The following is a 24885-nucleotide window of genomic DNA, read 5'->3' as shown; positions in this document are numbered from 1 at the left end:
CCCTCGACACGATCGCGCAGAATTTCTCCATGCCGCCGCCGCTGCTGTTCCTCGACGTCGACGGACCCCTCGTCCCGCTGGCCCACCGCGGGGCGGAGCCGCACCCGGCGGCCGAGGCCGCGGCCCGCCGCTACGGCAACCCGCTGCTGCTGCGCGCCGACCCCGGCGACGGCCCGCGCCTGCTCGGCCTCGGCTGCGACCTGGTGTGGGCGACCACCTGGGCCGAAGACGCCAACGAGGTCATCGCGCCGCTGCTCGGCCTGCCGGCGCTGCCGCTCGTGACGTTCTCCGACCGCGACTCCGACGGGCCGGAGCACTGGAAGACCCGGGACCTGGTGGCGTGGGCGGCCGGGCGGCCGTTCGTCTGGGTCGACGACGAGCTCACCGCGGCCGACCGCGCCTGGGTCGCCCGCCACCACCCGGCCCGGGCGCTGCTGCACCGCGTCGACGGCCGCGCGGGCCTCACCGCCGCCGACTTCGCGGCGATCCGGGACTGGGCGGCGGCCGGTTGAGTCACTCCGGGGCGAAGTGCGCCTTCGCGAAGGCGAGCGCCCCGGCCAGGTCCTCGTCGCTCGTACCCCACGCGGCCTGCACGACCGCGCCCCAGGCGTCGAGGCTGCCCGACGCGAACGCCTTGGCCTGCGGCGTGTCCTGCCACGTGGCCGGGTCGTAGTCCGCGCCCGACAGGTGCATGAACAGCCCGGCCAGGGCCAGGTCCCAGCCGCCCCCGATGCCGAGGGTGCCGCCCGGGCCGTACTGGGCGACCATCGCGTCCACGATCTCGGCCGGCGACGAGTGCTCCAGCTCGAGGTCGGTCCGATCGTCGCCGGACGGCGACAGGCGCAGCTCCACCTCGGTGTCCATGCCCTCGCCGAACGCCCAGGTGACGCGCAGCAGCGACGGTGGCGAGCAGCGCTGGATCTGGCCGCCCGCGTTGCCCTGCAGCTGGTACTTCCCGCCCAGCCGCAGGTCGCCCTCGACCGGCGCCAGCCAGCGGGCCAGCCGTTCGGGGTCGGTGCAGGCGTCCCAGACGTCGTCGACGGTCGCGTCGTACGTGCGGCGCAGCAGCAGCGACCGGCCCGAACCGCCGGTGGACAGCGGGGCGGTGCCGAGCTCGCGGTGGGTGGCGTTGATCTGGTTGACCAGGTCGATCACGGGTCCTCCTTGCGTTGGCGCCGGCCCCGGGCCAGCTCGGTGGCCAGGGCGTCCAGGCGCTGGGTCCAGAAGCCGCGGAACCGCTCCAGCCAGGCGTCGACCTGCTGGAGCGGGGTGGCGTCCACGGCGTACAGGCGGCGGGTGCCCTCCGCCCGCACCGTGGTGAAGCCGGCCTCGCGCAGCACCTTGAGGTGCTGGGAGACGGCCGGCTGGGAGATGCCGAACTCGGCCCGGACGGCCTCGCTGATCGCGCCGGCGGGCTGCTCACCGTCGGCGAGCAGCTCGAGAATCCGGCGGCGGACGGGGTCGCCGAGCACGTCGAACGCGTGCACGGACCGAGAATGTCACCGAGCGCTTATATAAGTCAAGACTGAAATAGCGCCGGTACGGTTCAATAGCGGGATGGACTGGCTCGTGGCGCTCGCCTTCACCGTCATCGTGATCACCGGCGTGTCCCTGCTGACCGGCCGGCGCGGCGAGGACCCGCAGACCACCCGCCGCCTGGTCGCGATCGAGCGCAAGCTGGACCTGATCATGGACCATCTCGGCATCGTCGAGCCGGAGCCGGAGGCGGACCCGATGGTGCTCGAGGAGCTGCGGCAGGGGCGGAAGATCCAGGCGATCAAGCGGTACCGTGAAATCACCGGCCTCGGCCTGAAGGACGCCAAGGACGAGGTCGAGGCGCTCGGCCGCCGCTACGGGCTGATGTGAGCCGATGATGTGGCCGGCCGCCCGCTGCCCCGTGCGCGACGAGGAACAGGTGTGGATCGAGCGGAACCTGGGCTGGCTGAGCGCCCAGTTCGGCCGGACCACGCTGTTCGGCCCGGTCCTCACCCCGAGCGACGCCGACTTCCCCGGGGTCTGGACCGGCGGCATGGACGAGATCGAGGTCCTGGTCGCGCGGCTCTGCACGCACATGGGCACCGACCGGTCCGCGATCGCCCTGGAGTTCGAGCACGCCGGGCCCGATCCCGGCCTGGCCGGGCACATCCCGCTGGACACGGTCGGCACGGGCGCGGCCGGGCACTACCACGAGCGCGACGGCCGCCCGGTGGTCACGATCCGCGAGGACCTGGTCGAGCGCCCGACGGCCCTGGTCGCCACGCTCGCCCACGAGCTGGGCCACGTGCGGCTGCTGGGCGAGCGGCGGGCCGACCCGGACGCGGTCGACTGCGAGCCGCTGACCGATCTGGCCACCGTCTTCTTCGGCCTGGGCCTGTTCGCCGCGAACGCCGCGCTGGACTACGCCCGGCTCACCCGCGGCGACTACGCCTACTCGCGCACGAGCCGGCTGGGCTACCTGACCGAGCCGATGTACGGGTACGCCCTCGCCCGCTACGCCTGGCTGCGGGGCGAGCCGAGCCCGGAGTGGGCCCGCTTCCTGGACACCAACCCGCGCACGTACCTCAGGCAGGGTCTTCGGTACCTCGCCCGGTCGCAATAGCCGCCAGGGCCGCGAACACGACCGCGGCCGGGACGGCGGGCAGCAGTCCCCGGGACCAGTCGGGCGGCGCGACGACCGGCGGCAGCAGCCGCGGCGGCTCGGTGCTGACCGCGATGGCGACGATCGCCCCGTCCTGGACCCCGGCCTGCGCCCGCGCGCGGGCGATCAGCGCCAGCCGCTCCTGCGCGCTGATGACCGGCTGCAGCGAGGACGGGTCCGGCGGCTGGGTCCACGCGTACAGCGCCGGCGCGGTCAGCACCGCCAGCAGCGCCACGACGGCGAACCCGCGGCCGAGCGCCGCGACGAGCAGCAGCCCCACGCCGAGCACGAGCAGCGTGCCCTCGACCGCGTGCCGGGCCGGGTCGGCCGGGTAGATCAGGCAGTTCGGGAAGCCGTGGCCGCCGGTGCGCGCGTCGATCGAGGCGGCCAGCACCGCGAGACACGCGAACCCGGCCACCCGCGGGCGGGGGCCGGGGACGCTCAGGGCGTACAAGAGCAGGGCCGTCATGGTTGTCGTGCCGGTCCACGGCAGGACGTGCCCGGCGAGGATCCCGGCCACGTGGGTGGCGGCGAGGCCGGTGACGATCAGCCGCACAGCGCGCCGCCGAAGAGGTGGTAGACGTCCGGCACGGCGACGCAGGCCGGGCGGATCGGGGCCCCGGCCGTGCGGGCCGGCGCCGCGGGCAGCCCGGCGAGCACCGACACCGCCGCGACCGCCGCCAGCCGCAGGCCCGGCCGGCGCTTCCACCGTGCCGGGCCGCGCGTGGCCGGCACGGCACGGTGGTCGAGGTCGATCACCCGGCCAATGCTACGCGCTCCGGCGCTTCCACAGTGGAGCGTACGACCGGCGGCCGCGACGGCCACCAGTTGGCCCGGCCGAGCAGGGTCATCGTGGCCGGCACGAGCAGCATCCGCACCACGGTCGCGTCCAGCACGATGGCCACCACGAGCCCCACGCCGATCTCCTTGATGGGCGCGAACCCGCCGAGCAGGAACCCGGCGAACACCACGACCAGCAGCAGCGCGGCGGACGTGACGATCCGGCCGGTCTGCTGCAGGCCGTAGCCGACCGCGGCTCTGGGGTCGCCCGTTTCGAGGTACCGCTCCCGGATCCGCGCCAGCAGGAAGACCTCGTAGTCGACGGAGAGCCCGAACGCGATCGCCGCCACGAGCACCGGCACGGTCAGGTCGACCGCGTCCAGTCGTTCGGCGCCGAACCAGCTCGCGAGGTGCCCGTCCTGAAACACCCACACGATCGCCCCGAACGCCGCGGCGATGCTCAGCAGGCTGGTCAGCACCGCCTTGACCGGGAGCAGGACGGAGCGGGTGAACACGGCGAGCAGCGCGAACGTGGCGACGAGCACGATGAGCGCGGCCCACGGGCCGTACCGCAGCAGCATGGCCCGGTAGTCGACGAGGCGGGCGACGTCGCCGGCCACGAGCACCTCGAACGGGGCCGGCAGCGCCCGCACGGCTTCGAGCGTCGCCCGGCCCTCGGACGTCCACGGCTGGTGCACGGGCGTCGCGCGCACCACGCTCACCGCGTCCGACACCGGCACGACCTCCACTGTGGACACTCCGGGCACGGTCCGCACCCGCGCGGCGAAGTCCGCCGTGGCCGGGGCGTCCGCGGGCGAGCGCACCACGGCGGCGATGGCGTCGGGCCCGACGAGCGCCGGGAAGTGCGCGGCGAGCGCGTCATACTGCTTGCGGGTCTCGGTCGTCGCCGGAAGGGCGCGGGCATCGCTGTTGGTCAACCGCAAGTGCAGCGATGGTACCGCCAGCAGCAACACCCCCGCCGCCGTGACCACGGTGACCAGCAGCGGCCGCCGCTGCACGGCGTGCGCGAGCCGGGCGAACAGCCCGGTCCCGGACGCGGGCCGGGCGGGCTTGATGCGCCGCCCGACGAGCCGGAGCACGGCCGGCAGCAGCGTCAGCACCGCGAGCATGTCGACGACCACGACGGCCGCCCCGGCCAGCCCCATCGAGCGCAGGAACGCGTCCGGGAACACGGTGAGCCCGAGCAGGCTCGCGGCCACCGTCAGCCCGGTGACGGCGATCGTGCGGCCGGCCTTGGACACCGCGCGCCGCAGCGCCTCGTCGCGGTCGGCGGTGGCGGCGAGCTCGGTGCGGTACCGGCTGATGAGCAACAGTCCATAGTCGACGGCCAGGCCGAGGCTCAGCATGGTGGCGACCTGGATCGCGTAGACACTGATGTCGGTGACGAGGCTGCCGAGGTACAGGATGCCGAGCGTGGCGGCGGTCCCGGCGAGCGCGACGATCAGCGGCATCAACCCCGCGACGAGGCCGCCGAACACGACGATGAGCAGGATCAGCACGATCGGCAGCGTGAACAGCTCGGCCCGCTGGACGTCCCGCTGCGCCTGCGTGCCGAACTCCATGTCGGTGAGCGGCCCGCCGGCCACCGTGACGCGCTCCGATCGCAGCGCCTTCGCGACCTCCTCGGCCTGCGCCTCGGTCGCCCCGGGCGTGAGCGTGATGTCGGTCAGGGTGGCCCGCCCGTCGGCGCTGGGCAACGGCGGCGCGACCGCGGCCACGCCCGGCATGCCGCCGACGGCCGCGGTGTCCACCGTGGACCCGACCGCGACGACGGTGAGATGCTGCCCCTGCGGCCCCGCCGCATCGGCGCGCAGGTCGAGCGCGCGCTCGTTCTCGCTGCCGGGCACGACCGCGACCTGCGCGGTGAGGTTCTCGAACACCCCGCCGCCGAAGCCGGCCCCGAGCCCCACCACGGCGAGCCAGATGGCAATGGTCAGTATTGTCTTGGACATGCGTCGATGCTCTCGCCGCGGCCCGGCCGGCCGCATCGCCGACAAGAGCGGGACGGCTCCCTCGTGAGAGTGAGCTGGGCGGTCCGCGCCGCGTTCCGTTCCGGCCGGCCGTTCGAAGCCCAGGGCGCCATCGTACCGGCCCAGCTCATCGCCGAACTCCTGCTCGACGGCCCCAGCGCCCGGGCGGGCCGCACCGCCCGCGTCGACCTCTCCGGCGCGCACATCACCGGCCGCCTGGACCTGACCGGCGCCCGCATCGACGCCCCGATCCGCCTGCGGGGCTGCACGTTCGCCGAGCCGTTGCTGCTCGACCACGCCGAGCTGGGCTCGGCCAACCTCGACGAGTGCACGCTGCCGTCGCTGGACGCCGAGTCCCTGCGGGTACGCCGCTGGTTCGGCCTGCGCCGCGCCACGGTCACGGGCGAGGCGTGGTTCCATCACGTCCGCGTGGACGGCGGCCTCGACCTCACCGGCACGGCCTTTGCCGGCGCGGTGAACCTGCAGCGCGCCGTCATCGAGGGCGACGCGAAGATCGGCCACGGCGCCGTGTACTCCTCGGGCGCACGCCTCGACGGCGCCCGCATCGCCGGCGACCTCAACATCGCGCAGTGCACCGTCCGCTCACCTCGCCCCGGCGCTCCCGCCATCGCGGCGAACGGCGCGGTGGTGGGCGGCGGCGTGTGGGCCCACGAACTGCGGGCCGACGGCATGGTCATGTTCATCGGGCTGCGCGCGGCGGGTGCGATCGTCCTGCAGGGGTCGCTCCTGCAGGCACCTCCTTCGGACTCGGCTCTGCTCCTCATCGAGGCCGAGACCGCGATGCTGACGCTGCGCCCGGCCCCTGCGTCGTCGGGCGCGATCAGCCTGCGCGACGCGCACGTGGGGCGGCTCGTCGACGATCCGGTCGGCTGGCCGGCGGGGTGCACGATCGAGCTGGCGGGGCTGACGTACGACCGGATCAGCCGCCGCTCGGACGACACCCGCGCCTGGACCGCGCGTGAGCGCCTGGCGTGGATGGCGCGCTGCGATCCGGCGTTCGCGCCGGGACCGTACGACCAGCTGGCGGCCGCTTTGCGCCGGGACGGGCGCGAGCAGGAGGCCCGCCAGGTCCTGCGCGTCCGCGAACGCCTGCGCCACCGCGCGATGGGCCGCCTCGGCGCGGTGTGGGGCGCGGTGCAGGACGCCACGATCGGCTTCGGGTACCGCCCGGCGCGCGCCCTGTTGTGGCTGCTGGCCGTCTTCGGCGCGGGGTCGGGTTGGTTCGCGTGGAGCGGGCCGCTCAGCCCGGTGAAGCCCGGCGAGGCTCCGACGTGGGATCCGCTGCTGTACACCTTGGATCTTCTCGTGCCGCTGGTCGATCTCGGGCACGAGCACGCGTGGAATCCCACCGGCCCCGACAAGGCGGTCGCGGTCCTGATCATGGCCGTGGGCTGGGTCCTCGCCACCACGGTGATCGCGGGCGCCGGGCGGGCCCTGCGGCGCTGAGAAGACGGGGTGTCGCGCGAAGTTACTTGCCAGTACCATCGCGCCACACCCCTGGTTCCATCACGCAAGGAGGCTCGATGGCACCGCCCGCCCGACGCCGCCGCTCCGGCTACTGGTTATTGGCCGTTCCGACGATCGCGCCGCTGCTCACACCCCTGTACGACCGGGCCGACCCGAAACTGTGGGGGCTGCCGTTCTTCTACTGGTACCAGATGGCCTGCGTGCTGCTGGCCATGGCGATCATCGCCTTCGTGTTCCTGCGCAACCGGCGGCCGGAGTTCGAGCGGTGAGCGGCGGGGTCGAGACCGTCGTCTTCGCCGGGCTGATGGGGGCCATGCTGCTGCTCGGCATGTCGGCGGCGCGCTGGCGGCGGCCGCAGGACATTCACAATCTTGAGGAGTGGGGGGTCGGCGGGCGGGCGTTCGGGAACTGGACGACGTGGTTCCTGCTCGGCGGCAGCATGTACAGCGCCTACACCTTCGTCGCCGTGCCCGCGCTCACCTACGGGGTCGGGGCGATGGGCTTCTTCGCGGTACCGTTCGCGACCATCACCACGCCGCTCTCGTTCATCTTCACCACGCGGGCCTGGTCGGTCGCCCACCGGCACGGGTTCGTGACGCCGGCCGAATTCACGGCCGCCCGCTTCGGATCCCGCGGGCTCGGGGCGGCCGTGGCGCTGACCGGGATCGCCGCCACCATGCCGTACATCGCGGTGCAGCTCAGTGCGCTGCAGGCGGTACTGCAGACGGTCGGGATGGCCGGCGAGTGGCCGCTGCTCGCCGCGGTCACCGTGGTGGCGCTGTGCACGTTCCGCTCCGGGCTGCGCGCGCCCGCGCTGCTGTCCATCGCCAAGGACGTGCTGCTCGGCTGGGTCGTCGTGGCCGCGCTGCTCATCGTGGCGATGAACGGCGGCTGGAGCGAGGCGTTCCGCAAGGCAGGGCAGCACTTCGCCACGACTCCCTCGCCGGGCGACGGGCTGCTGCTCGGCGGCTCGGCCGGGCAGAGCGCCTACCTCACATTGATCATCGGCTCCGCGTTGTCGATTTTCGTGTACCCCCACGCGCTCACGACGATGCTCGCCGCCAAGGATCGCTCGACCGTCCAGCGCAACGCCGCCGCGCTGCCGATCTACTGCCTGGTGCTGGGGCTCATGGCGCTGCTCGGCTTCTTCGCGCTGTCGCAGGGCGTGCGGCCGGTGGGACGCGACCTGAACACCGTCATCCCGCAGCTGTTCCACAACCTGTTCCCGGCCTGGTCGTCCGGCATCGCCCTCGCCGCGTTCGGCATCGCCGCGCTCATCCCGGCCGCGGTCATGTCCATCGCGGCGGCGAACGCGTTCACCCGCTCGATCTACCGCGCCTACCTGCGCCCGGCCGCCGGCCCGGCCGAGGAGGCGCGGGTCAGCCGCTGGTCGTCGCTGGTGGTCAAGGTCGGCGCGGTGTTCTGCATCCTGCTGCTCAACCCGCAGTTCTCCGTCGACCTGCAGCTGATCGGCGGGGTCATCATCCTGCAGACCATCCCGGCCGGCTTCCTCGGGCTGCTGACCGGCTGGTTCCACCGCATGGCCCTGCTCGCCGGGCTGGCCGGCGGGCTCGGGGTCGGGCTCGTCCTGCTGTACCGGATCCCGCAGCCGGGCCCGGGCGGCCAGGCGCACTTCGGCGGCTCGATCACCACGGTCGCGGGCTGGCCGGTGTACGTCGGCATCGTCGCGCTGGTCGTCAACCTCGCCATCGTCGTGCTGGGCACGCTGCTGCTGCGGGCGGCCCGGGTGCCGGCCGGGCGGGACTCGACCCGCCCGGACGACTACGACGCGGACGCCGACGACCCGATGGTCAAGCGCCTCGAGAACCTCCTCGACGGCCTGCCCAGCAGTCCCGCCGGCGTCCACGCCGCACCGCGCTACATCCGTCAGAACACGCGCAGCTCGTAGATCCGCGCCGCGCCGCCGGTACCCTGCTCCGGGGTGCCGGCGGTCAGGCGCACGTACCGCCCGGACACGCCGCTGACCGGGTGCGTGGTGTTCGCCGCGGTGTTGTTCGTGACGCTCACCGCCTGGGTCCAGGTGGTGCCGTCGTTGGACACCGCGATGGTGAAGGCCTTCGTGTTGTACGCCGCGGCCTCCCCGCCGGCCTGCGCGTGCGCGACCTCGAAGCGGCTGATGCTCTTCGTCGCGCCCAGGTCGACCTGCAGCCAGGGCCCGGCCACCGACGAGCAGAACTTGTCGGCGTTGCCCCCGGCCACGCTGCCGTTGACCGCCTTCTCCGGCCCCTCGGACGCCGCGCACGGCGTGGATCCGGTGGCCGGGCGGCCCTGCGCGAGGTTGGTGCCCGGGCCGGTCGGCGCGCCCACGGCCACGTTGTCGAACGCCGCCGCGGCGTTGAACACCCGCACCCCGTCGGCCCCGGACGCGAACGTGGCGTCCGTGACACTGATCTTCGGCGTGGTCAGGTCGTCGACGTACACCTTGATGGACGAGCCGGCCGCGGTCACCCGCAGGTGGTAGGTCGTGCCCACCGCCACGGTGAGGTTGGCCGTGCCGAGCTGGGTCCAGTTGTTGGCCGCCCGGCCCAGCACCACGCGGCCGGCCGGGCTGATCCCGGCGTAGTACCCGCTGTAGGCGTCGGTCCCGCTGCCCAGCCCGGTGGCCCGGAACACCAGCCCCGCGTCCCCCGTGCCCGAGGTGACGGCGACGTCGGCGTCGTAGCTCAGGTCGCCGAAGTTGGTGTCCAGCATGGCCTTGCCGCCCAGCGAGCTGCCCGCCTGGTAGCGGCCGCCGGTCACGCTCCAGCTGCCGCCGTAGGTGCGCCAGCCGTACGCGTTGGCGTCGGCGAAGTTGTCCTTGACCCGCATGGTCACGCGCTGGATGGTGCCGTCGGCGTTGAAGTTCATCCGGTCGTACGCGAGCGCGCGGTGGTTGCCGTCGGTCTCGCTCAGCGGCCGGCGGTGGTAGAAGATGTACCAGGTGTCGGTGCCCGGCACGTTGACGACCGAGTTGTGCCCGGAGCCCTTGGCCACCGCCGCGTCCTGCGCCAGGACCCGGTCCAGCTTGGTGAACGGGCCGGTCGGCGAGGTCGACATGGCGTAGGACACCGAGTAGTCCGGGCCGGTCCAGCCGCCCTCGGACCACATCAGGTAGTACTTCCCGTTGCGCTTGAACATCTGCGGGCCCTCGGTGTATCCGGACGGCGTGATCTCCTTGTAGGTGCTGCCGTCCGGGAACGTGCCGATGCTCGTCATGTCGGCATTGAGCCGCGCCACATTGGCATGCCCGTGCCCGCCGTAGTAGATGTAGGCCTGCCCGTCGTCGTCGATGAAGACGTCCTGGTCGATCGGCTGGGCGCCGTTGTAGTACTGCCCGATGAGCGGCCGGCCGATCGCGTCGCGGTACGGGCCGGCCGGGTTGTCGGCGACGGCGACGCCGATGCCGCCCAGGGCCGAGTTGTTCTGGATGTCGTTGGCCGCGAAGTACAGGTAGTACTTGCCGTTGCGGGCGATCGGGGCCGGCGCCCACACGGCGTACGAGGCCCACGAGACATTCGCGGTCGTCAGGATGTTCGGGTGCTTGGTCCAGGTGACCAGGTCGGTGCTGGAGAACGCGTCGAGGTAGGTCTGCTCGGTGTAGCCCTTCGAGGTGGTCGGGTAGACCCAGTAGGTGTTGTTGTAGATCGCGATGTCCGGGTCGGCGTACCAGCCGTCGGCGAACGGGTTGCCCGCCTCGGCCGTGCTGTAGTCCGGGAGGGCGGCCGCGGCGGGAACCGCGGGCGCGAGGGCGGCGAGCAGCCCGGCGGCGACGAGGCCGGCGAGCAGGCGTCTGTTCATCGGTGGCGGCTCCGATGCTGAAGGGAAACGCTCAGGTTCCGTCAAAGATGCACACAACCCAACGCCCCAGTCAAGCGGGTCGATGCCGCGTTCTGTCAACGCTTGACGAATATGCGTCCGCCCGGGCTGGTGGCGGCCAACCCGGGCGGACAGTGAGAGAGCGCTCTCACATTTTTCTACGTCGATGTCTTCCCGTTGTCAACGGTCGTCACCAATCCCAGAAGAAGATGGCACCCGCGAGCGCGCCGACGGCCATGAGGATCCACAGCCCCTCGACCACCCACAGGGCGACCGTCCAGGCGTGCGAGGTGTGCGCGCAGGGCTCCAGGTTCGGGCGGTGCCGGCCGGCCGCGTCGCTGTGCACGCGGGTCTGGTCGCCCAGCGCGAGGACGTTCTCGTTGCAGCCGATCCAGCCGAGGTCCTGCTCGGTGCGCCGGTCGCTCACGCGGTACACCCACGCGCACCCGCTGTCGGTCGACTGGCACTCCTTGCCCGTGACGACGGCCGCCTGCCACTGGCCGGTCCGGACCTCGATGTCGATCGCGGTGAACCAGATCGTGGCCACGACGAGGGCCGCCACCGGGAGCAGCAGGATGGAGCCGACCTCCTCGCCGGCCTCCAGCGCGATCAGCGGCACGAGGAAGGTGGCGACGATCCAGGCCACCACGCCGAGGAACAGGACGACCAGCCACCGCCACCACCCCGCCGAGCCGATGTGACCGGCCCAGACGGCGATCCCGCCCGCCGCGAGCGCCGCCGCCGCGCCCCCCAGTCCCCGCAAGATCCGCATGCCCGCCAGCGTATACATGCCTGGCAATGTCAGAAGTTGCTCAGGACCGAGACGAACACGTCGTCGATCGCGGCCGGGTTGCGCGCGTCGTAAGCCGCGGCCCGGGACGAGCGCGCGATCGCCGACAGCGTCTTGAGGTCGGACTTGTCGCCGAACGCGATCGCGAAGACCCGCACCGAGCGCTCGAGGGAGTCGGCGTTGACGTCCCGCAGCAGCGCGTCGAGGTCGTTGTCGCGCGGGTACTCGTTCTTGCCGTCGGTCAGCACGACGATCGCGTTGATCCGGCCGGGGTCGTAGTGCTCGACCATGCTGCGCTGGGCGGCCCGCACGGTTGTGTACAACGCCGTCCCACCCTCCGGATGCAGCCCCTGGATCGCCGTGGTGAGCGGCGCCCGGACGTCGCGCATGGGTCCGAAGGGGACGAGCTCGGCGTACGGCCGCGGTCCCCCGGCGTCCTCGGTCGAGAACTGCCACAGCGACACCTCGTCGTCCGGGTGAAGCCGGCCCAGCCCGGCGATCGCGGCGTCCTTGGCCGCGTCCAGCCGGCTTCGCCCATTTCCGGCCGACTCCCGCATCGAGCCGGACACGTCCATGACGAGCAGGACGCGCGCCTTCTTGCGCAGGTCGTCCCACCCCGCCAGCATGCGGGACAGCACGTTCGGGGCCGGCGGGTCGATGAGCGACAGCGCCGGCTGGTCCGCGGGCAGTCCGATCGCCGTGGCCAGCGCGCTTCCGGCCCGGCCCTGGTAGTCGCGGAACCCGAGGTCGGCGAAGCGCTGCTGCTGCGCGGGCTGCCGCAGGAAGTCCAGGAAGTCGGCGGCGGCGGCCCGCTGCTCGGCCGAGGCCGCGGCGAGGACCACATACGGGTGGTCCATCATGAGCGTGCCGTCCTTCGGGTGTACCGCCACCAGCGGCACCGAGGGACGCCGCCCCTTGCCGATCTGGCCGGGATCGCCGTCCGGGGCGCCGGAGTCGTAGAGGTACAACAGCTGCTCTTGCATGGCGATGGCGCTGACGTAGGACGTCGCGCGGCCCTGGGCGTCGGCCTCGGCCATGTTGCCGAGGAACTTCACCGCGTCGTCGGCGTAGTGCACGACGCTCGCCTCGACACCGCGGACGAATTCACGCACTTGCGGCCGCTCCAGGTCGGCCGGGGTGAGGTCGCTGGACTTGCCGCTGGCCGCGTAGAACGCCGCCGCCGTGGCCGCCAGCCCGGACGTGGACAGGTGCGGGTTGTCCTTGCCGAGCGTGAACCGGCCCCACTCCGGGTGCCCGTAGGCGCCCCAGCCGCGCGGGTCGTTCGCGAGGGCGAGCACGTCGGACCAGCCGAGCGGCTTGCCGGGCCAGCCCAGCGCCTCCGCCATCGGCCGCGGCATGCCGATGGTCAGCGGGCTCTGCGCGATCGAGGGCACGTCGGCGTCGGGCGTATCGTCCAGCGGCGCCGCGCGGTCCTGCGCCGTGGCCCGCTCCCGCGCCAGGCCCAGCCACAGCGACGACGACGGCGCCCACACCTGCGGGGCCGGCGCGCCGTCCGCTTCCGGGTTCCAGCCGTCCACAAGGGACTCCATCGCGGCGCCGGACGTTCGCTTGTGGACGGACACCCCGGCGCAGCGGCCGTCGAACACGCGGCCCGCGGTGTTGTACCGCTTGGCCAGCTCGGCGAGCAGGTCGCCCTTCTCGGTCGACGCACTCAGCTCAATTTGGACGCAGTCGTCACGGCCCCGGTTGCCCTCGGCCTTCTCGGGGCGCAGCCACAGGTAGGTGCCGGCGACGGCGGCCAGGCCGAGCACGACCGCCGCCGCCAGCGGAGCCTTGCGCGTCACGGCTGCACGACCTCGGCGACCCGCGGCGCTTCGCGAACACTCGCGCGCCGCTCCTCCTTCGCGAACGCCAGCCCGACGCCGGTCAGGGCGAGGGCGACGAGCACATAGACGGAGACGCTGAGCGCGGAGCCGGTGGCGGCGACGAGCTTCACCGCGATGATGGGCGCCAGGGCCCCGCCGAAGATACCCGCGATCTGGTACCCCATGCTGGCCCCCGAGTACCGCAGGCGCGTCGAGAACTGCTCGGCGACGAAGGCGGCCTGGGGCCCGTACATGGCCGCGTGCGCGACGAGCGCCACGACGACCGCGAGCACGATCGCGGCCCGGTTGGCGGTGTCCAGCAAGGGGAAGAACGCGAACGCCCACAGCGCGGCCCCGATCGCCCCCGCGGCGTACACCGGCCGCCGCCCCACCCGATCGGACAGCGCGCCGAACAGCGGGATGAGCACCAGCTGCAGCGCGGACCCGATGAGCACCGCCGACAGCGCATAGTCCCGGGGCAGCTTCACGGTGCCGGTCACGTACGTGAGCACGTACAGCGTGAACACGTAGAACGCGACGTCGGTGCCGACCCGCGCGGCCATCGCGACCAGCAGCGCCCGCGGGTGCCGGGTGAGCACCTCGAGCAGCGGCAGCTGCGCGGTCTTGTCCACCGCGACGAACTGCGGCGACTCCGCGACCGTGAACCGGATCCACAGCCCGACGAGGATGAGCACGCCGGAGAGCAGGAACGGCACCCGCCAACCCCACGACAGGAAAACCGCATCCGTTTGTACCGTGTTGAGCAACCACAACACGCCCGCCGCCAGCAGGTTGCCGGCCGGGACGCCGACCTGGGGCCACGACGCGTTCAGGCCGCGCCGCTCGTCGCCGCCGTGCTCCATCGTCATGACCACCGCGCCGCCCCACTCCCCGCCGAGGCCGAGCCCCTGCAGGAACCGCAGCGCGACGAGCAGGATCGGGGCGGCGGCGCCCCACGTGGCGTACGTCGGCAGCAGCCCGATGGCGAAGGTCGCCCCGCCCATCAGGACCAGCGTCACGACGAGCACGCCCTTGCGCCCGAAGCGATCGCCGAAGTGCCCGAACACGATCCCGCCGAGCGGCCGGGCCACGAACCCGACCGCGTAGGTAGCGAACGCCAGCAGGGTGCCGGTGACGCTGGCGAACGAGGGGAAGAAGAGCTTGCCGAAGACGAGCGCGGCGGCGGAACCGTAGAGGAAGAAGTCGTACCACTCCAGTGAGGTACCGACGAGGCTCGCGATGATGACCCGCTTGGGGGCCGAGTCGTGCTGGGCTGTCCGCTTTGCCATGGTGGGCTCCTAACGGATCGTGCTCCTTGTTGGTGACGGTAGAGGATTGTTCAACGATCCGGCAATGGGTCTATCGGTGTTCGTCGCTTTTTCTTGACGGAGTGAGTACTCACTCCGTATGCTGCCCGGTATGACGGAACCCCAGGCCCCCCGGCGGCGTGCGCCGGGCATGAGCACCGAGCAGCGCCGCGAGATGATCCTGCAGAGCGCGTTGCCCCTGGTCGCGGAGTACGGCAACCGCGTCACCACGGCCCAGATCGCCCGCGCCGCGGGCATCGGCGAGGCCACCATCTTCCGCGTCTTCGCCGACAAGGAGGAGCTCCTGCGGGCGTGCATCGCCCGCGCCCTCGACCCGTCGCACCTCATGCAGCAACTGGAGACGATCTCGTTGGACCAGTCCCTGGACGACCGCCTGATCGAGGCGGCCGAGGCGCTGCAGGCCCACCTGGGCCGCATGGGCGCGGTGGTCGGCGCCCTGCACTCGACCGGCATGCACGCCCAGCGCACCCCGCCGGGCCCGGACTCACCGGCCCCGGACCGCGCCCGCTCCCAGGCCGAGACGCATGCCGCGGTGGCGGAACTGTTCGAGCCGGACAAGGACCGCCTGCGCCTGCCGGTCCCGGTCGCCACCGACGCGTTCCTGGGCTTCATGTTCGCCCGCGGCCGCTCGCCTTTGGCCCCGGAGGTGACGACGGCGGACCTCGTGGACCTGTTCCTGCACGGAGCCCTCAGCCGCTGAAGGCGTTCAGCAGCTGCCGCTCGGCCGCGTCAAGATAGACCGCCAGGGCCTTGTCGGCCGCCTTGGCCTCGCCGCGCGCGAGCAGCTCGTAGATCTCCCGGTTCGTCTTCAGATACGGCTCGTGAAACTCCCGCGGCGCCGACATCACGAGAAAGACCAGCCGAAGCTCAGCCAGCAGCCGGCGTACCGTCTCACTGACCCGCCGGCTCCCGGCCAGCCCGGCGACGGCCTGGTGGAAGCGCATGTTCGCGGTACCGACCTCGACCCAGGCGCCTTCTTTCGCCGCCGCCTCGGCCGACTCGACCGCCTCCCGGATGCGCTCGACCGCGCCTTCCGGTGCCTCCTTGACCCCGCGCACGGCGGCCCCCTCCAGAATCCGCCGGATGCGGTAGAGGTCGCGCACGTCGTCGGCGGTCAGCTCCCGGACGAACACACCCCGGTTGAACTCGTGGGTGAGCAGTCCTTCGTGCGACAACAACCGGAACGCCTCACGGAGCGTGTTGCGCGAGACGCCGAGCGCCTCGCGCAACGCCTCCTCACTGAGCCGCGTACCGGGCGGGAACACGCCTTGCGTAATCCGGTCCCGCAGCACGTCGGCGACGCGCTCCCCGTACCCGCCCCGATCGAGCTGAGCACGGTCATCGGCCAGCGCAAGGGTCCAGTCACCAGGGGCAGCAGCAGCGCGCGTCACGTTCAGCAGCATCGCACAATGCCGGATCGTTGAACAATCACTGCACTCCCCTCCCTGGGGGAGCTCCGCTCCACCCAGACCCCCTCAGGACCGCACCGTAGGCTCTTCCCCGTGTCCGTGATCCGCATCGTCGCCGCCGTCGTACGCGACTCCCATGGCCGGTGGCTCCTCGTCCGCAAGCGTGGGACCACGGTGTTCATGCAGCCGGGCGGCAAGCTGGAGCCTGGGGAGGCCCCGGCCGACGCCTTGGTCCGCGAGCTGGCCGAGGAGCTGGGCCTGTCGGTCGACCCTGCGGCGCTGGGCCACCTCGGGCGGTTCGAGGCCCCGGCCGCAAATGAGGCCGGCTTCACCGTCGACGCGGACGTGTTCACCGCCCCGCTCACCGGGCCGGTCTCGGCGCAGGCCGAGATCGAGGAGTTGTACTGGCTCGATCCCGCCCGCGCCGCTGACGTCCCGCTGGCGCCGCTGTTGCGTGAGCACCTCCTGCCGAGCGCCGAGGGCTCCCGCTGAGCCGGGCCGCGCTCAGCCGATCAGCTCGTACACCGAGTCAGGCGCCTCGATCGCGCCGGCCGGGGCGGTGACCTTCTCGATCGAGCCGTACGACGTGAACGTCAGCTCCATCGCCAGGTTCTCGTCCACCGACGCGCCGTCGATGGTGAAGACGGTCAGGCGGTTCTGCTCGTCGACCGTGGCCGTGAACGGCAGGGTCTTCGCGCCCGCCTTCTTCGCCGCCGCGTCGGTCGGGGCCATGATGCCCTCGGCGCCGGTGACGTCGATGGTGCCGGCGTAGTGGGTCTTGTCGGTGCGCTTCACGTCCGCGACGTCCGACAGCAATTCGGTGATGCCCGTGTCGAGCTTGCCCGACGCGTCCAGCGGGATCTGCGCGCCGGTGATCTTGCTGTTGTCGACGTGCATCCACGCCGTCGGGTTCATGCCGTAGTGCTGGTTGATCGTGTCGCCGAAGTCGGCCTTGATCCAGAATTCAGGGGCGACGATGGTGTACGCCACTGAGACGCGCGTCTTCGCTCCGTCCCCGAGGCCGAGGTCGACGTCACCTCCGATGCCGAACGCACCGGTTCCCGCGGCGGAGTCGACGCGGCCGCCGCCGGTCATCACGCCCTGCTTGATGCTGAAGTTGTACGCGGTCGAGTCGAGCTGCTTGATGGCCTTGGTCAGCGCCTCCTGCGGCGGTACCGCGGCCGCGTTGTTCACCGTCCGCGCCGAGCCCGGCACCGTGGTGGTGCTGGTGCTGGTCGAGACCTGACAGGCGCTGAGCGACAGGACGGCGACGGTACCGACGGCGATGGCAGTTATGTATTTCATGGGATATGTCCTCCAGAAGAATGTGCTGTCCCGGAGGTTAGGTGGGCCGCCGAAATCGGGGCTACGACGGCTTTCACAGTGTCGGGAAGCTGCGGCAGATCGGTCGGGTGCGTTGCTGGTACGACACCGCCGCGATCGCCAGCGCCCAGCCGTACCCGGCGAACGCGATCGATGCCGCACCGCCGAGGCCGAGCACGCCGTACTTGCTGAACAGGCCGTAGAAGAAGCTGCCGGTGCCGTACAGCGCGAGCGTCGGCGCGATCAGCCAGACCGGGGCGAGCGGCAGGAACCGCGGCACCCGCCGGCCCGCGAGCCACACCGTCCACCGTGGAAACACCATGCCCCAGGGCCGGACGAGACCGAGCAACAGGAAGCAGGCGAGCCCGATCCCGGCCGCGCCCGCGAGGACGGCGGCCCACGGCGGGCGGAAGCCGTGCGGCTCGATGCCGGGAACGCCGGCGGCGCCGAGGAAGTGCAGCACGAAGTACGGCAGGAAGGCCGCGCATCCGGCGTCGGCGATGCGGCGCACGAGCGGTGGCGCGGTGTGCGGTTCGGGATGCTCGAACGCACACGTGACGCCGGCCGCATGTACGTGAACACGGCGCCGGTGCGCGATCGCGCTCGCGGTGAACAGTGCGCTCACCGCGACCAGCCCGAGCCGCTCGGCGAACGCCACCCAGCCCGGGCTGCCGTCGCGGTTCGTCACGGCGCCGGTGAGCGCGAGCTCGACGAGGCTGAGCAGCACCCAGCAGCTGCCGGCCAGCGCGAGTCCGGCCACCGCCCACAGCAGTGGCACCACGGCGCGGAACGCGGCCGCCGCCCCGACGAGCAGGACGGCGGCCGCGGGCCACGCCGCGTACGGCACATCGACGAACGTGGTCACGCCCGCGGCGGCGAGCGCCCCGAGCACCACGGCGTACACCAGCGCGACCGCAGCAGCCCCCCGTGACATGTCACGGATTCTGCGCGACATGCGCTGTGATGAACCTGAGCGGTGCGCGCAGCCGTTCGCTGCGCGCAGCCGTTCGCTGCGCGCAGCCGCTCGCTGCGCGCAGCCGCTCGCTGCGCGCAGCCGTTCGTTACGCCAGTCTGAGGAAGTCCAGTTCCGCGTAGCCCGTTGCGCGCGTGAGCACGATTCTGTTCGCTCCCGCGCGCAAGGTGACGGTCGCGGTGGCCAGCCCCTCGTTCGCATCCTGCGCGGCGGTGTCGAACCAGTGCCCGGTCGGCGCGTAGGCGATCGTTCCCTGCGCGTTGCCGTCCACCGCGATCGCATGCGTCGCACCGGCGCCCGTGCCGTTGTTGTAGCCGACCTCGATCCGGTACGTGCCGTCGGCCGGCGCGTCCACCACGAACCCGACCGAGCTGTCCGCGTAGTCGATGCCCCCGACGAAGTCCGGGAACTCGTTCCAGCGGAAGCCGTGGATGCCCGCGTGCGTCACCGCCGCGAGCTCGGCCTCGTACCGGTGCGTGTCCGGGCGCACGTCGATGGCGTCGAGCTCGGCGTACCCCGCGCCCTTGGCCAGCCGGATGGTGTTCGTTCCGGCGTGCAGGCGCACACGCTTGCTCGAAGTGCGCAGTTCCGCCGGCGACCAGCCCGCGGCCGTCGGCTGATACGCCACCGAACCCTGCGCGTTTCCGTCCACCGAGACCAGGTGCGTCGCGGCGGACGTGGTCGAGTTCGCGTACCGGACGCGCATCGTGTAGATGCCCGCGCTCGGCACGTTCACACTGAACGCGACCGAACTGTCCGCGTAGTCGATGCCGCCGACGTACCCTCCGGAGGTCGTGGACGCGGTGCCGTACCGGATCGCATGGGTGACGGTCGCGTTCTCGGCTTCGTACTTCGTGGGGTACACAATGGACGATCCCGGCGCCGAAATGACGATGCGGTAACCGTTGTAGCCCTCCATGCGCCGGATCGGGACGCGCAGATGGCCGTCCGAGCCGACCGTCATCGTCTTGTCGAACAGGTTGTAGGTGGCGTCCTGCGCATCGCCGCCGCGCGCGACCGTGCGATCGGCCGCGCCCGGGTCGACGTCCCACAGCGCCGCGTCGAGCTGCACGCGCACGTTCGGGCCGAGTCCGCGCGCGGCCAGGCCGGTGACGTCCACATCGATGTCCGCGTCCTCGCCGCCGAGCAGCACGGTGAGGTTGCGCGCGCCGGGATCCCAGCTGGCCAGGCCGTCGGCGGCCTGGTAGTGCCTCGTGTCCCAGCGGCTCACGAACGCGCGCTGTCTCTGCATCGACTTGTACCAGTGCATCATCTGCCACCCCGCGTTGGGTTTCGCGGTCGTACCGTATGTGCGTCGCAGGGTGTTCCCCAGCAGCCCGGGGTTGGTGTAGATGCCCATCGAGGCATAGTCCACACCGGAGCGCTCGAACTCGGCCCAGTGCTTGACCATCGTCCCCGGAACGCCCTCGAAGTCGCCGGTCCCGGGACCGTACTCCTCGATCACGACCGGCAGCGGACGCCCGGGCACGCCGAGCTGTGTCTCCAGTGGACGGTAGTAGCGCGCGAGGTCCTCGGGCACGTCGCCGGGGCTGGGGCCGAGGCTGTGCCAGCCGATCAGGTTCGGGCTGGTGCCGGTCGCGACCGCGTTGGCCAGGAACGCGCGCATGCGGTCCTGCTCGGCCGGAACCCAGCCGGAATAGTGCTCGAAGTTCGGCCCCATGATGGGAATCGACTGGTCGATCGCGCGAATTCGCCTGAACGTCTGTGTCCACAACCAGTTGAACTTGGCATCGTAGGTCGCGCCCGGGATGGACGCGTCGGTGCCGAAGCCGCCCTGGAGCTTGTTGTCCGGCTCGTTGAACGGCGCGACGGCGTACAGGACGTCCTTGTAGCTCTGGATGGAGCGGGTGGCACTGTCCACCTTGGACATCCAGTCGTTGAGCCCCTTCCACTGGTACGGCCAGCCGCCCATCAGGTCGTTGTAGCGCCCGATCATCTTGGTGCCGGTCCCGCGCAGCGTCGCGGCGACGGCCTCGGTCGACGTGGGGTAACTGGCGTCGCCCTGCGCGCTCTGGTGCTGACTCAGGTACATCTGGGATCCGGCGATCAGGTCGCGCGGCGTGGCGGGGGTGGACGCGACGCCGAACAGCGTGCCGAGGCCGGCCTTCTTGAGCGGGCCGGACAGCTGGTTCGCGTCGACGGCCACCACCTCGACGGTCGCGTCGGCGGCCTGGGCAGGCGGAAGTCCGGCCCAGACCGACGTCGCGACCAGCAGGGTGGCGGCTCCTGCGAGTACGAGTCTCCTCATGACAGCACAGCGTGATGTGGGAGCGCTACCGGGACAAGATGTTTCGAAAACCATGGATGTACTGCCCGACAAGGAATTAACGTTCCTCGTTGTCCCGGGCACCGCCAAGCCCCTCACGAGGAGTCACATGCTGAAGCGTTTACGCGCACTCCTGCTCGCCACGGCCACCGGCGCCGCGGCCGTCACGATCGGTGTCGCCTTCGCCCCGAGCGCGCACGCCGACACCGCCATCTGCGAGAAGTACGGCTCGACCTCGATCGCCGGCGGGAAGTACATCGTCCAGAACAACAACTGGGGCGACGACACGACCCAGTGCATCAACGTGACCGGGTCCGGCTTCAGCCTGACTCGTTCGGACCACAACAAGCCGACGAACGGCGCGCCCGGGTCGTACCCGTCGATCTATGCGGGCTGTCACTACGGCAACTGCTCGAGTGGCTCCGGCCTGCCGATGCAGGTGTCCAACTCCGCGTTCCAGAACGTCAACACGAGCGTCTCGATGAGCTACGCGGGCGGGCAGTGGGACGCGGCGTACGACATCTGGTTCGACCCGACGGCGCGCACCGACGGGCAGAACACGGGCGCCGAGCTCATGGTGTGGCTCAACCACGCGGGGGCGCCGCAGCCGGTCGGCGGACGGGTCGGCACGGTGAACATCGCCGGCGGCACGTGGGACGTGTGGTTCGGCAACATCGGCTGGAACGTGGTGTCGTACGTGCGCACCGCGGGCACCGGTTCGATCGCGTTCAACGTGCGCGACTTCTACAACGACATGCTCGGCCGCGGCTACGCGCAGAACAGCTGGTGGCTCACGAGCGTCCAGGCCGGCTTCGAGCCCTGGCAGGGCGGCGCGGGCCTGGCCGTCACCAACTTCAACTACAGCACGTCGGGCAGCACCAACCCCGGCGGCGGCCAGACCATCGTCGGCCAGGGTTCTGGCCGGTGCGTCGACGTCAACGCGCAGGGCACCGCGGACGGCACCAAGGTCCAGCTGTGGGACTGCAACGGCAGCGGCGCGCAGAAGTGGACGCGCAGTGGGAACACGTTCGTCAACCCGCAGTCCGGCAAGTGCCTGGACGTGCGCGGGCAGGGCACGGCCAACGGTACGCAGGTCTGGCTGTGGACGTGCCTGGGCAACCCGGCCCAGCAGTGGGTGGTCAACGGCAACGGCACCATCGTGAACCCGAACTCGGGCAAGTGCCTGGACGCGACCGGCCGCGGCACCGCCAACGGCACCGGCCTGCAGATCTGGGACTGCTACGGCGGGGGCGGGACGCAGTCGAACCAGGTGTGGAGCCTGCGGTAGTCAGTTCGCGCTGTACGTGCTGCAGGGCGTCGCACTCGCGGCGCCCTGCGGTGCGTGGTCGACCTGCAGGGTGCTGTGCGTGATGCGGTACTCGTCGCGCAGCAGTTCCTCGATGGACACCCGCGCGGCGTGGCAGTCCCCGTGCTCGGCCACGAGCACATGCGCGGAAAGCGCCGGCTGCCCGCTCGTGATCTCCCAGACGTGCAGGTCGTGCACGGCGGCGACCTCGGGCAGCGCGGCGAGCCGGCTGCCGAGCGCGGGCGGGTCGATCCCGCTCGGCGCCGCCTCCAGGAAGATCCGGCCGGACGCGCGCACGAGCCCGATCCCGGCCTTGACCATGAGCGCGACGACGACGAGCGTGGCGATCGCATCCGCGCGCGCGAATCCGGTCGTCACGACGATGAGTCCGGCGACGGCCGTGGCGATGAACGCGTACAGGTCGTTGAGCACATGCTGGAACGCGCCCTCGATGTTCAGGCTCGAACGGTTCGCGCGCGACATCGCCCACGCCGCGGCCACGTTGACGACCACTCCGGCCAGCGCGGTGACCAGCACCAGCCCGCCCTCGACGGCCGGCGGGTGGATCAGCCGTCGCACGGCCTCGACGGCCAGCCACGCCGCGAGCAGCAGCATCGTGAGCCCGTTGGCCTGGGCGGAGAGGATCTCGGCCCGTTTCAAGCCGAAGGTGTACCCGCCTTTCGCCGGCCGTTCCGCCAGCCGCATGGCCACCAGAGCGAGCACGATCGCACCGGCGTCGGTGAGCATATGAGCAGCGTCGGAGAGCAGCGCGAGCGAACGCGCGGCGATGCCCACCACGACCTCGGCCGCCATGAACGCGCCGATCAGGCCGAGCGCGAGCCCGAGCCATCGCCGGTCGGCGTGCCCGTGTACCGCGTGATCGTGCCCGTGCCCCATCGCTCGCCCCTCACATATGCGTGACTCCGCATATGAGGCTACCCTAACTTTGGCGTCAAGGACAGCGACTGTCCAGTTCGTGCAGCTGAGCGGCGCTCCAGCGCTCCTCGCCGTGCCGGTTGACCAGCACCAACCCGCCAACGGCGGGCTGGCCGGCGGGGCACAGCGCGCCGGCGGCGTCGCCCCTGGCTCTGAGCAGGCTCACGAACCCGGCCCGGTCGAGGTCGTGCTCGGGCCGGGTCGGCTCCAGATAGACGACCAGGACCTCGCCGTTCGCCGGTCCGCCCGTGGCGGCGCCGGCCGCGGGCAGCACGCCGTCCCCGGTGACGACCGCCAGCCGGTACGTCGTGTTCGTTCGCGCATCCACCAGCGTCGGTGTCTGTTCGTTCAGCCGCAGGTGCGCGTTTCCGTCGTTCCTGAGCAGGTTCGCGGCGAACTCGAGCTCGCGCCGGAAGGCCAACTGCTCGCCGGCCGGCGCCGCGCCGGACGCATTGCGCAGGATCCCGGTGAGCGCGGCCAGGTTCTCGACCCGCCCGGACCCGGTGATCGCCTGCATCTCCGGGATCAGCTGACCGGAAACGCTCAGTTCGAGCGCGGCGGTGAACAGCTGTCGATCCTGCGGCGTGAGCGAACCCCGCCCGCGCACCATCGCGTCGGCCGCCCCGAGCAGGATCGTCTGCAGCGCCGGATCGAGCTCCCGCACCCGCCCCGACAGCGACGGATCGAACCCGAGCGCGGCCAGCCGCTGCCGGGGTGCGGGATCGAGTCCGTCGAGCGCCGGGCAGTACACCTGCGCATGGGCCGTTGTCTTGCGCCCCGGATCGGCGAACGTCATCACCGGCGTGGTCGCGGCCTGCCCCGGGGTGAGCACGCCGAGCTTCGAAGTGCGCAGTCCCATGCCCGGATCGACCGAAGCGAGCACCGTCACGTCACACGGCGCGTCCCCGACGTTGACGATGCGCACACTCCACGAGCACTGCCCGCGCACACACCCGCCGTCGTCGGGCTGCACCGAGAACCGCGGCGCCGTGAGCCGCACGGCATCCTGCACGGCCGGCGCCTCGGGCGCGTCGGCGGCGGCCGCCTTGTCCGGCGGCGGCAGCACCTGTCCGACCTGGTCACGCACCTTGGCGAGGGTGGCGTCATCCGGCACGGACAGCGCCACCCCGACGTACGGCGGCACATTGCTCGGCTGATACACCGGCCCGAACCGCACCGTCCCCCGCTCCCGCAGCACGGCGGGCCGCACGGGCGCCGATGCGCGTTCGTGCAATGCGGCCGGTTGCAGCGGCCCGAATCCGGTCAGATGGCCGCCGAACCACACCACGGCGCGCGGTTCACTGCGCGTGACGAGCAACAGCCAGTCGTCGTTGTCGATGACATCGGCGTCCTTGCCCTGCCACGGCACGGTACCGCGCACCTTGGGATGCCCGGCCGCGGCGAAACGTACGGATTCGGCCATCCCCTTGGGCGTCAGCGCGCGCGTGATGTCGATCGGCAGGATCAGCCCGTCCTTCGGCAGGATCCACCGGTCCGCGAGCGCCGACGCCTGCCCGGGCGCCCGCCGCGACCACCAACCGACGTCCGCGCGCACGACCGTCCGCGTTCCGTTCGTGCGCACTTCGGCCCGCCCACCGCCGGGATCGCTCACGACACCGGCCCCGAGCCCGTCCGCGGTGACGGTGAACTCGGCATCGACCAGCGCTCCATTGCGATCGCCAAAGGTCAGGGCCGCTGTTGTACCGTGTGCGCCCCCGATCGCCCGCACCGCCGCACCGACGTCGGTGACGTTCGTTCGGTGCTCACGGCCGAGCAGTCCGACGATCGCCACCACACCGACGGCCGCGACGGCGAGGGCCAGCCCACCCGCGATCAGCCCGATTCGCAACCGCCCTGGGCCGCCCCCACCTTGTGCCGGTGGCGGTTCGGACCCCTCCGGACGACGGCCCCGGACCGGCGCCGGCGCGACTTGCCCCTGCTCAGCCCGGCCAACGGACCGCCTCAGCGGTTCCGTCTCGTCGCCGGACCACGTC

Annotated in this window: 24 protein-coding genes; 9 read left to right on the top strand and 15 right to left on the bottom strand. The window is 71.8% G+C overall.

What is annotated here, in order from left to right; translation table 11 throughout:
• Window positions 1-29 precede the first annotated feature (29 nt).
• A complete protein-coding gene (locus ACQPZ4_RS16255) occupies window positions 30-512 on the top strand; it encodes an HAD domain-containing protein (protein ID WP_433061277.1) in 483 nt (160 codons plus the stop codon).
• A gap of 1 nt (window position 513) precedes the next feature.
• On the opposite strand, the gene ACQPZ4_RS16250 is transcribed toward ACQPZ4_RS16255, so the two are convergent.
• Both ACQPZ4_RS16250 and ACQPZ4_RS16245 read right to left on the bottom strand, forming a co-directional pair.
• The gene (locus ACQPZ4_RS16250; protein ID WP_433061274.1) at window positions 514-1155 is read right to left on the bottom strand and encodes an SRPBCC family protein; all 642 of its coding nucleotides are present in this window, start codon (window positions 1153-1155) and stop codon (window positions 514-516) included.
• Entirely contained in the window at window positions 1152-1487 is a 336-nt protein-coding gene (locus tag ACQPZ4_RS16245; RefSeq protein WP_433061271.1) for an ArsR/SmtB family transcription factor, read from the bottom strand. Before ACQPZ4_RS16245 ends, ACQPZ4_RS16250 begins: the two co-directional genes overlap by 4 nt.
• Window positions 1488-1557: 70 nt before the next feature.
• Between ACQPZ4_RS16245 and ACQPZ4_RS16240 the strand changes: the two genes are divergently transcribed.
• Together ACQPZ4_RS16240 and ACQPZ4_RS16235 are read left to right on the top strand one after the other, a co-directional pair.
• A complete protein-coding gene (locus ACQPZ4_RS16240; RefSeq protein WP_433061268.1) occupies window positions 1558-1866 on the top strand; it encodes a ribosomal protein L7/L12 in 309 nt (102 codons plus the stop codon).
• 4 nt (window positions 1867-1870) lie between these two features.
• The gene (locus tag ACQPZ4_RS16235; RefSeq protein WP_433061265.1) at window positions 1871-2599 is read left to right on the top strand and encodes a hypothetical protein; all 729 of its coding nucleotides are present in this window, start codon (window positions 1871-1873) and stop codon (window positions 2597-2599) included.
• Here ACQPZ4_RS16235 and ACQPZ4_RS16230 read toward each other — a convergent pair.
• Genes ACQPZ4_RS16230 through ACQPZ4_RS16220 form a run of 3 tightly spaced genes read right to left on the bottom strand, consistent with a single transcriptional unit; the run spans window position 2562 to window position 5391 of the window.
• Window positions 2562-3194: a hypothetical protein gene (locus tag ACQPZ4_RS16230; protein WP_433061262.1), complete on the bottom strand. Its 633-nt coding sequence runs from the start codon at window positions 3192-3194 to the stop codon at window positions 2562-2564. The genes ACQPZ4_RS16235 and ACQPZ4_RS16230 overlap by 38 nt on opposite strands.
• Window positions 3185-3397, bottom strand: a complete 213-nt coding sequence (locus ACQPZ4_RS16225) for a hypothetical protein (protein ID WP_433061260.1) — start codon at window positions 3395-3397, stop codon at window positions 3185-3187. The genes ACQPZ4_RS16230 and ACQPZ4_RS16225 overlap by 10 nt, the downstream gene beginning before the upstream one ends.
• Complete coding sequence (locus ACQPZ4_RS16220; RefSeq protein ID WP_433061257.1) at window positions 3394-5391, bottom strand: MMPL family transporter; 1998 nt, start codon at window positions 5389-5391, stop codon at window positions 3394-3396. Before ACQPZ4_RS16220 ends, ACQPZ4_RS16225 begins: the two co-directional genes overlap by 4 nt.
• 63 nt (window positions 5392-5454) lie before the next feature.
• On the opposite strand from ACQPZ4_RS16220, the gene ACQPZ4_RS16215 reads away from it, so the two are divergent.
• The 3 genes from ACQPZ4_RS16215 (at window position 5455) to ACQPZ4_RS16205 (ending at window position 8806) form a co-directional block, all read left to right on the top strand.
• The gene (locus tag ACQPZ4_RS16215) at window positions 5455-6876 is read left to right on the top strand and encodes a hypothetical protein (protein ID WP_433061254.1); all 1422 of its coding nucleotides are present in this window, start codon (window positions 5455-5457) and stop codon (window positions 6874-6876) included.
• Between the two features lie 77 nt (window positions 6877-6953).
• Entirely contained in the window at window positions 6954-7166 is a 213-nt protein-coding gene (locus ACQPZ4_RS16210; RefSeq protein WP_433061251.1) for a DUF3311 domain-containing protein, read from the top strand.
• 35 nt (window positions 7167-7201) lie between these two features.
• Complete coding sequence (locus ACQPZ4_RS16205; protein WP_433066540.1) at window positions 7202-8806, top strand: sodium:solute symporter family protein; 1605 nt, start codon at window positions 7202-7204, stop codon at window positions 8804-8806.
• Here ACQPZ4_RS16205 and ACQPZ4_RS16200 read toward each other — a convergent pair.
• From ACQPZ4_RS16200 to ACQPZ4_RS16185, 4 genes are all read right to left on the bottom strand, one after another.
• Entirely contained in the window at window positions 8785-10695 is a 1911-nt protein-coding gene (locus ACQPZ4_RS16200) for a family 43 glycosylhydrolase (protein ID WP_433061249.1), read from the bottom strand. The genes ACQPZ4_RS16205 and ACQPZ4_RS16200 overlap by 22 nt on opposite strands.
• Before the next feature lie 208 nt (window positions 10696-10903).
• Window positions 10904-11485: a hypothetical protein gene (locus ACQPZ4_RS16195; RefSeq protein WP_433061246.1), complete on the bottom strand. Its 582-nt coding sequence runs from the start codon at window positions 11483-11485 to the stop codon at window positions 10904-10906.
• Window positions 11486-11514: 29 nt separating this feature from the next.
• Window positions 11515-13308, bottom strand: a complete 1794-nt coding sequence (locus ACQPZ4_RS16190; protein WP_433061243.1) for an extracellular solute-binding protein — start codon at window positions 13306-13308, stop codon at window positions 11515-11517.
• On the bottom strand, window positions 13305-14618 hold the full coding sequence (locus ACQPZ4_RS16185; protein ID WP_433061241.1) for an MFS transporter: 1314 nt from the start codon (window positions 14616-14618) through the stop codon (window positions 13305-13307). The genes ACQPZ4_RS16190 and ACQPZ4_RS16185 overlap by 4 nt, the downstream gene beginning before the upstream one ends.
• A 130-nt stretch (window positions 14619-14748) precedes the next feature.
• On the opposite strand from ACQPZ4_RS16185, the gene ACQPZ4_RS16180 reads away from it, so the two are divergent.
• The gene (locus tag ACQPZ4_RS16180) at window positions 14749-15357 is read left to right on the top strand and encodes a TetR/AcrR family transcriptional regulator (protein ID WP_433061238.1); all 609 of its coding nucleotides are present in this window, start codon (window positions 14749-14751) and stop codon (window positions 15355-15357) included.
• Here the strand turns inward: ACQPZ4_RS16180 and ACQPZ4_RS16175 are convergent.
• Entirely contained in the window at window positions 15347-16060 is a 714-nt protein-coding gene (locus ACQPZ4_RS16175; protein WP_433061235.1) for a GntR family transcriptional regulator, read from the bottom strand. The two genes, ACQPZ4_RS16180 and ACQPZ4_RS16175, sit on opposite strands and share 11 nt — an antisense overlap.
• Before the next feature lie 99 nt (window positions 16061-16159).
• On the opposite strand from ACQPZ4_RS16175, the gene ACQPZ4_RS16170 reads away from it, so the two are divergent.
• Window positions 16160-16558 carry an NUDIX hydrolase gene (locus ACQPZ4_RS16170; RefSeq protein ID WP_433061232.1) on the top strand — a complete coding sequence of 133 codons (399 nt, stop codon included), beginning with the start codon at window positions 16160-16162 and terminating at the stop codon, window positions 16556-16558.
• Between the two features lie 12 nt (window positions 16559-16570).
• On the opposite strand, the gene ACQPZ4_RS16165 is transcribed toward ACQPZ4_RS16170, so the two are convergent.
• The 3 genes from ACQPZ4_RS16165 to ACQPZ4_RS16155 form a co-directional block, all read right to left on the bottom strand.
• The gene (locus ACQPZ4_RS16165) at window positions 16571-17371 is read right to left on the bottom strand and encodes a hypothetical protein (protein ID WP_433061229.1); all 801 of its coding nucleotides are present in this window, start codon (window positions 17369-17371) and stop codon (window positions 16571-16573) included.
• Window positions 17372-17444: 73 nt separating this feature from the next.
• A complete protein-coding gene (locus ACQPZ4_RS16160; protein WP_433061227.1) occupies window positions 17445-18323 on the bottom strand; it encodes a hypothetical protein in 879 nt (292 codons plus the stop codon).
• Window positions 18324-18450: 127 nt separating this feature from the next.
• Window positions 18451-20631 carry a CBM35 domain-containing protein gene (locus tag ACQPZ4_RS16155; protein ID WP_433061224.1) on the bottom strand — a complete coding sequence of 727 codons (2181 nt, stop codon included), beginning with the start codon at window positions 20629-20631 and terminating at the stop codon, window positions 18451-18453.
• A gap of 127 nt (window positions 20632-20758) precedes the next feature.
• Here ACQPZ4_RS16155 and ACQPZ4_RS16150 point away from each other — a divergent pair, with 127 nt between their 5' ends.
• Entirely contained in the window at window positions 20759-21937 is a 1179-nt protein-coding gene (locus ACQPZ4_RS16150) for an RICIN domain-containing protein (protein ID WP_433061221.1), read from the top strand.
• On the opposite strand, the gene ACQPZ4_RS16145 is transcribed toward ACQPZ4_RS16150, so the two are convergent.
• Complete coding sequence (locus ACQPZ4_RS16145) at window positions 21938-22852, bottom strand: cation diffusion facilitator family transporter (RefSeq protein ID WP_433061218.1); 915 nt, start codon at window positions 22850-22852, stop codon at window positions 21938-21940.
• A 55-nt stretch (window positions 22853-22907) separates the two neighbouring features.
• Window positions 22908-24740 (bottom strand): hypothetical protein, encoded by a 1833-nt coding sequence (locus ACQPZ4_RS16140; RefSeq protein ID WP_433061215.1) that lies wholly within the window; start codon window positions 24738-24740, stop codon window positions 22908-22910.
• Window positions 24741-24885: the final 145 nt, after the last annotated feature.

The organism is Dactylosporangium sp. CS-033363 (assembly GCF_050942475.1).
GTDB lineage: Bacteria > Actinomycetota > Actinomycetes > Mycobacteriales > Micromonosporaceae > Dactylosporangium.
Note: the sequence above shows the minus strand (reverse complement) of the source record. Positions and strands in the feature narration are given on the sequence as shown.

Bases quoted from the DNA above. Each gene is read 5' to 3' on its own strand.
- ACQPZ4_RS16255 (WP_433061277.1), top strand. From the start codon at position 30: ATGCCGCCGCCGCTGCTGTTCCTCGACGTCGACGGACCCCTCGTCCCG.
- ACQPZ4_RS16240 (WP_433061268.1), top strand. From the start codon at position 1,558: ATGGACTGGCTCGTGGCGCTCGCCTTCACCGTCATCGTGATCACCGGC.
- ACQPZ4_RS16235 (WP_433061265.1), top strand. From the start codon at position 1,871: ATGATGTGGCCGGCCGCCCGCTGCCCCGTGCGCGACGAGGAACAGGTG.
- ACQPZ4_RS16220 (WP_433061257.1), bottom strand. From the start codon at position 5,391: ATGTCCAAGACAATACTGACCATTGCCATCTGGCTCGCCGTGGTGGGG.
- ACQPZ4_RS16210 (WP_433061251.1), top strand. From the start codon at position 6,954: ATGGCACCGCCCGCCCGACGCCGCCGCTCCGGCTACTGGTTATTGGCC.
- ACQPZ4_RS16205 (WP_433066540.1), top strand. From the start codon at position 7,202: ATGGGGGCCATGCTGCTGCTCGGCATGTCGGCGGCGCGCTGGCGGCGG.
- ACQPZ4_RS16200 (WP_433061249.1), bottom strand. From the start codon at position 10,695: ATGAACAGACGCCTGCTCGCCGGCCTCGTCGCCGCCGGGCTGCTCGCC.
- ACQPZ4_RS16195 (WP_433061246.1), bottom strand. From the start codon at position 11,485: ATGCGGATCTTGCGGGGACTGGGGGGCGCGGCGGCGGCGCTCGCGGCG.
- ACQPZ4_RS16185 (WP_433061241.1), bottom strand. From the start codon at position 14,618: ATGGCAAAGCGGACAGCCCAGCACGACTCGGCCCCCAAGCGGGTCATC.
- ACQPZ4_RS16180 (WP_433061238.1), top strand. From the start codon at position 14,749: ATGACGGAACCCCAGGCCCCCCGGCGGCGTGCGCCGGGCATGAGCACC.
- ACQPZ4_RS16175 (WP_433061235.1), bottom strand. From the start codon at position 16,060: ATGCTGCTGAACGTGACGCGCGCTGCTGCTGCCCCTGGTGACTGGACC.
- ACQPZ4_RS16165 (WP_433061229.1), bottom strand. From the start codon at position 17,371: ATGAAATACATAACTGCCATCGCCGTCGGTACCGTCGCCGTCCTGTCG.
- ACQPZ4_RS16160 (WP_433061227.1), bottom strand. From the start codon at position 18,323: ATGTCACGGGGGGCTGCTGCGGTCGCGCTGGTGTACGCCGTGGTGCTC.
- ACQPZ4_RS16155 (WP_433061224.1), bottom strand. From the start codon at position 20,631: ATGAGGAGACTCGTACTCGCAGGAGCCGCCACCCTGCTGGTCGCGACG.
- ACQPZ4_RS16150 (WP_433061221.1), top strand. From the start codon at position 20,759: ATGCTGAAGCGTTTACGCGCACTCCTGCTCGCCACGGCCACCGGCGCC.
- ACQPZ4_RS16145 (WP_433061218.1), bottom strand. From the start codon at position 22,852: ATGGGGCACGGGCACGATCACGCGGTACACGGGCACGCCGACCGGCGA.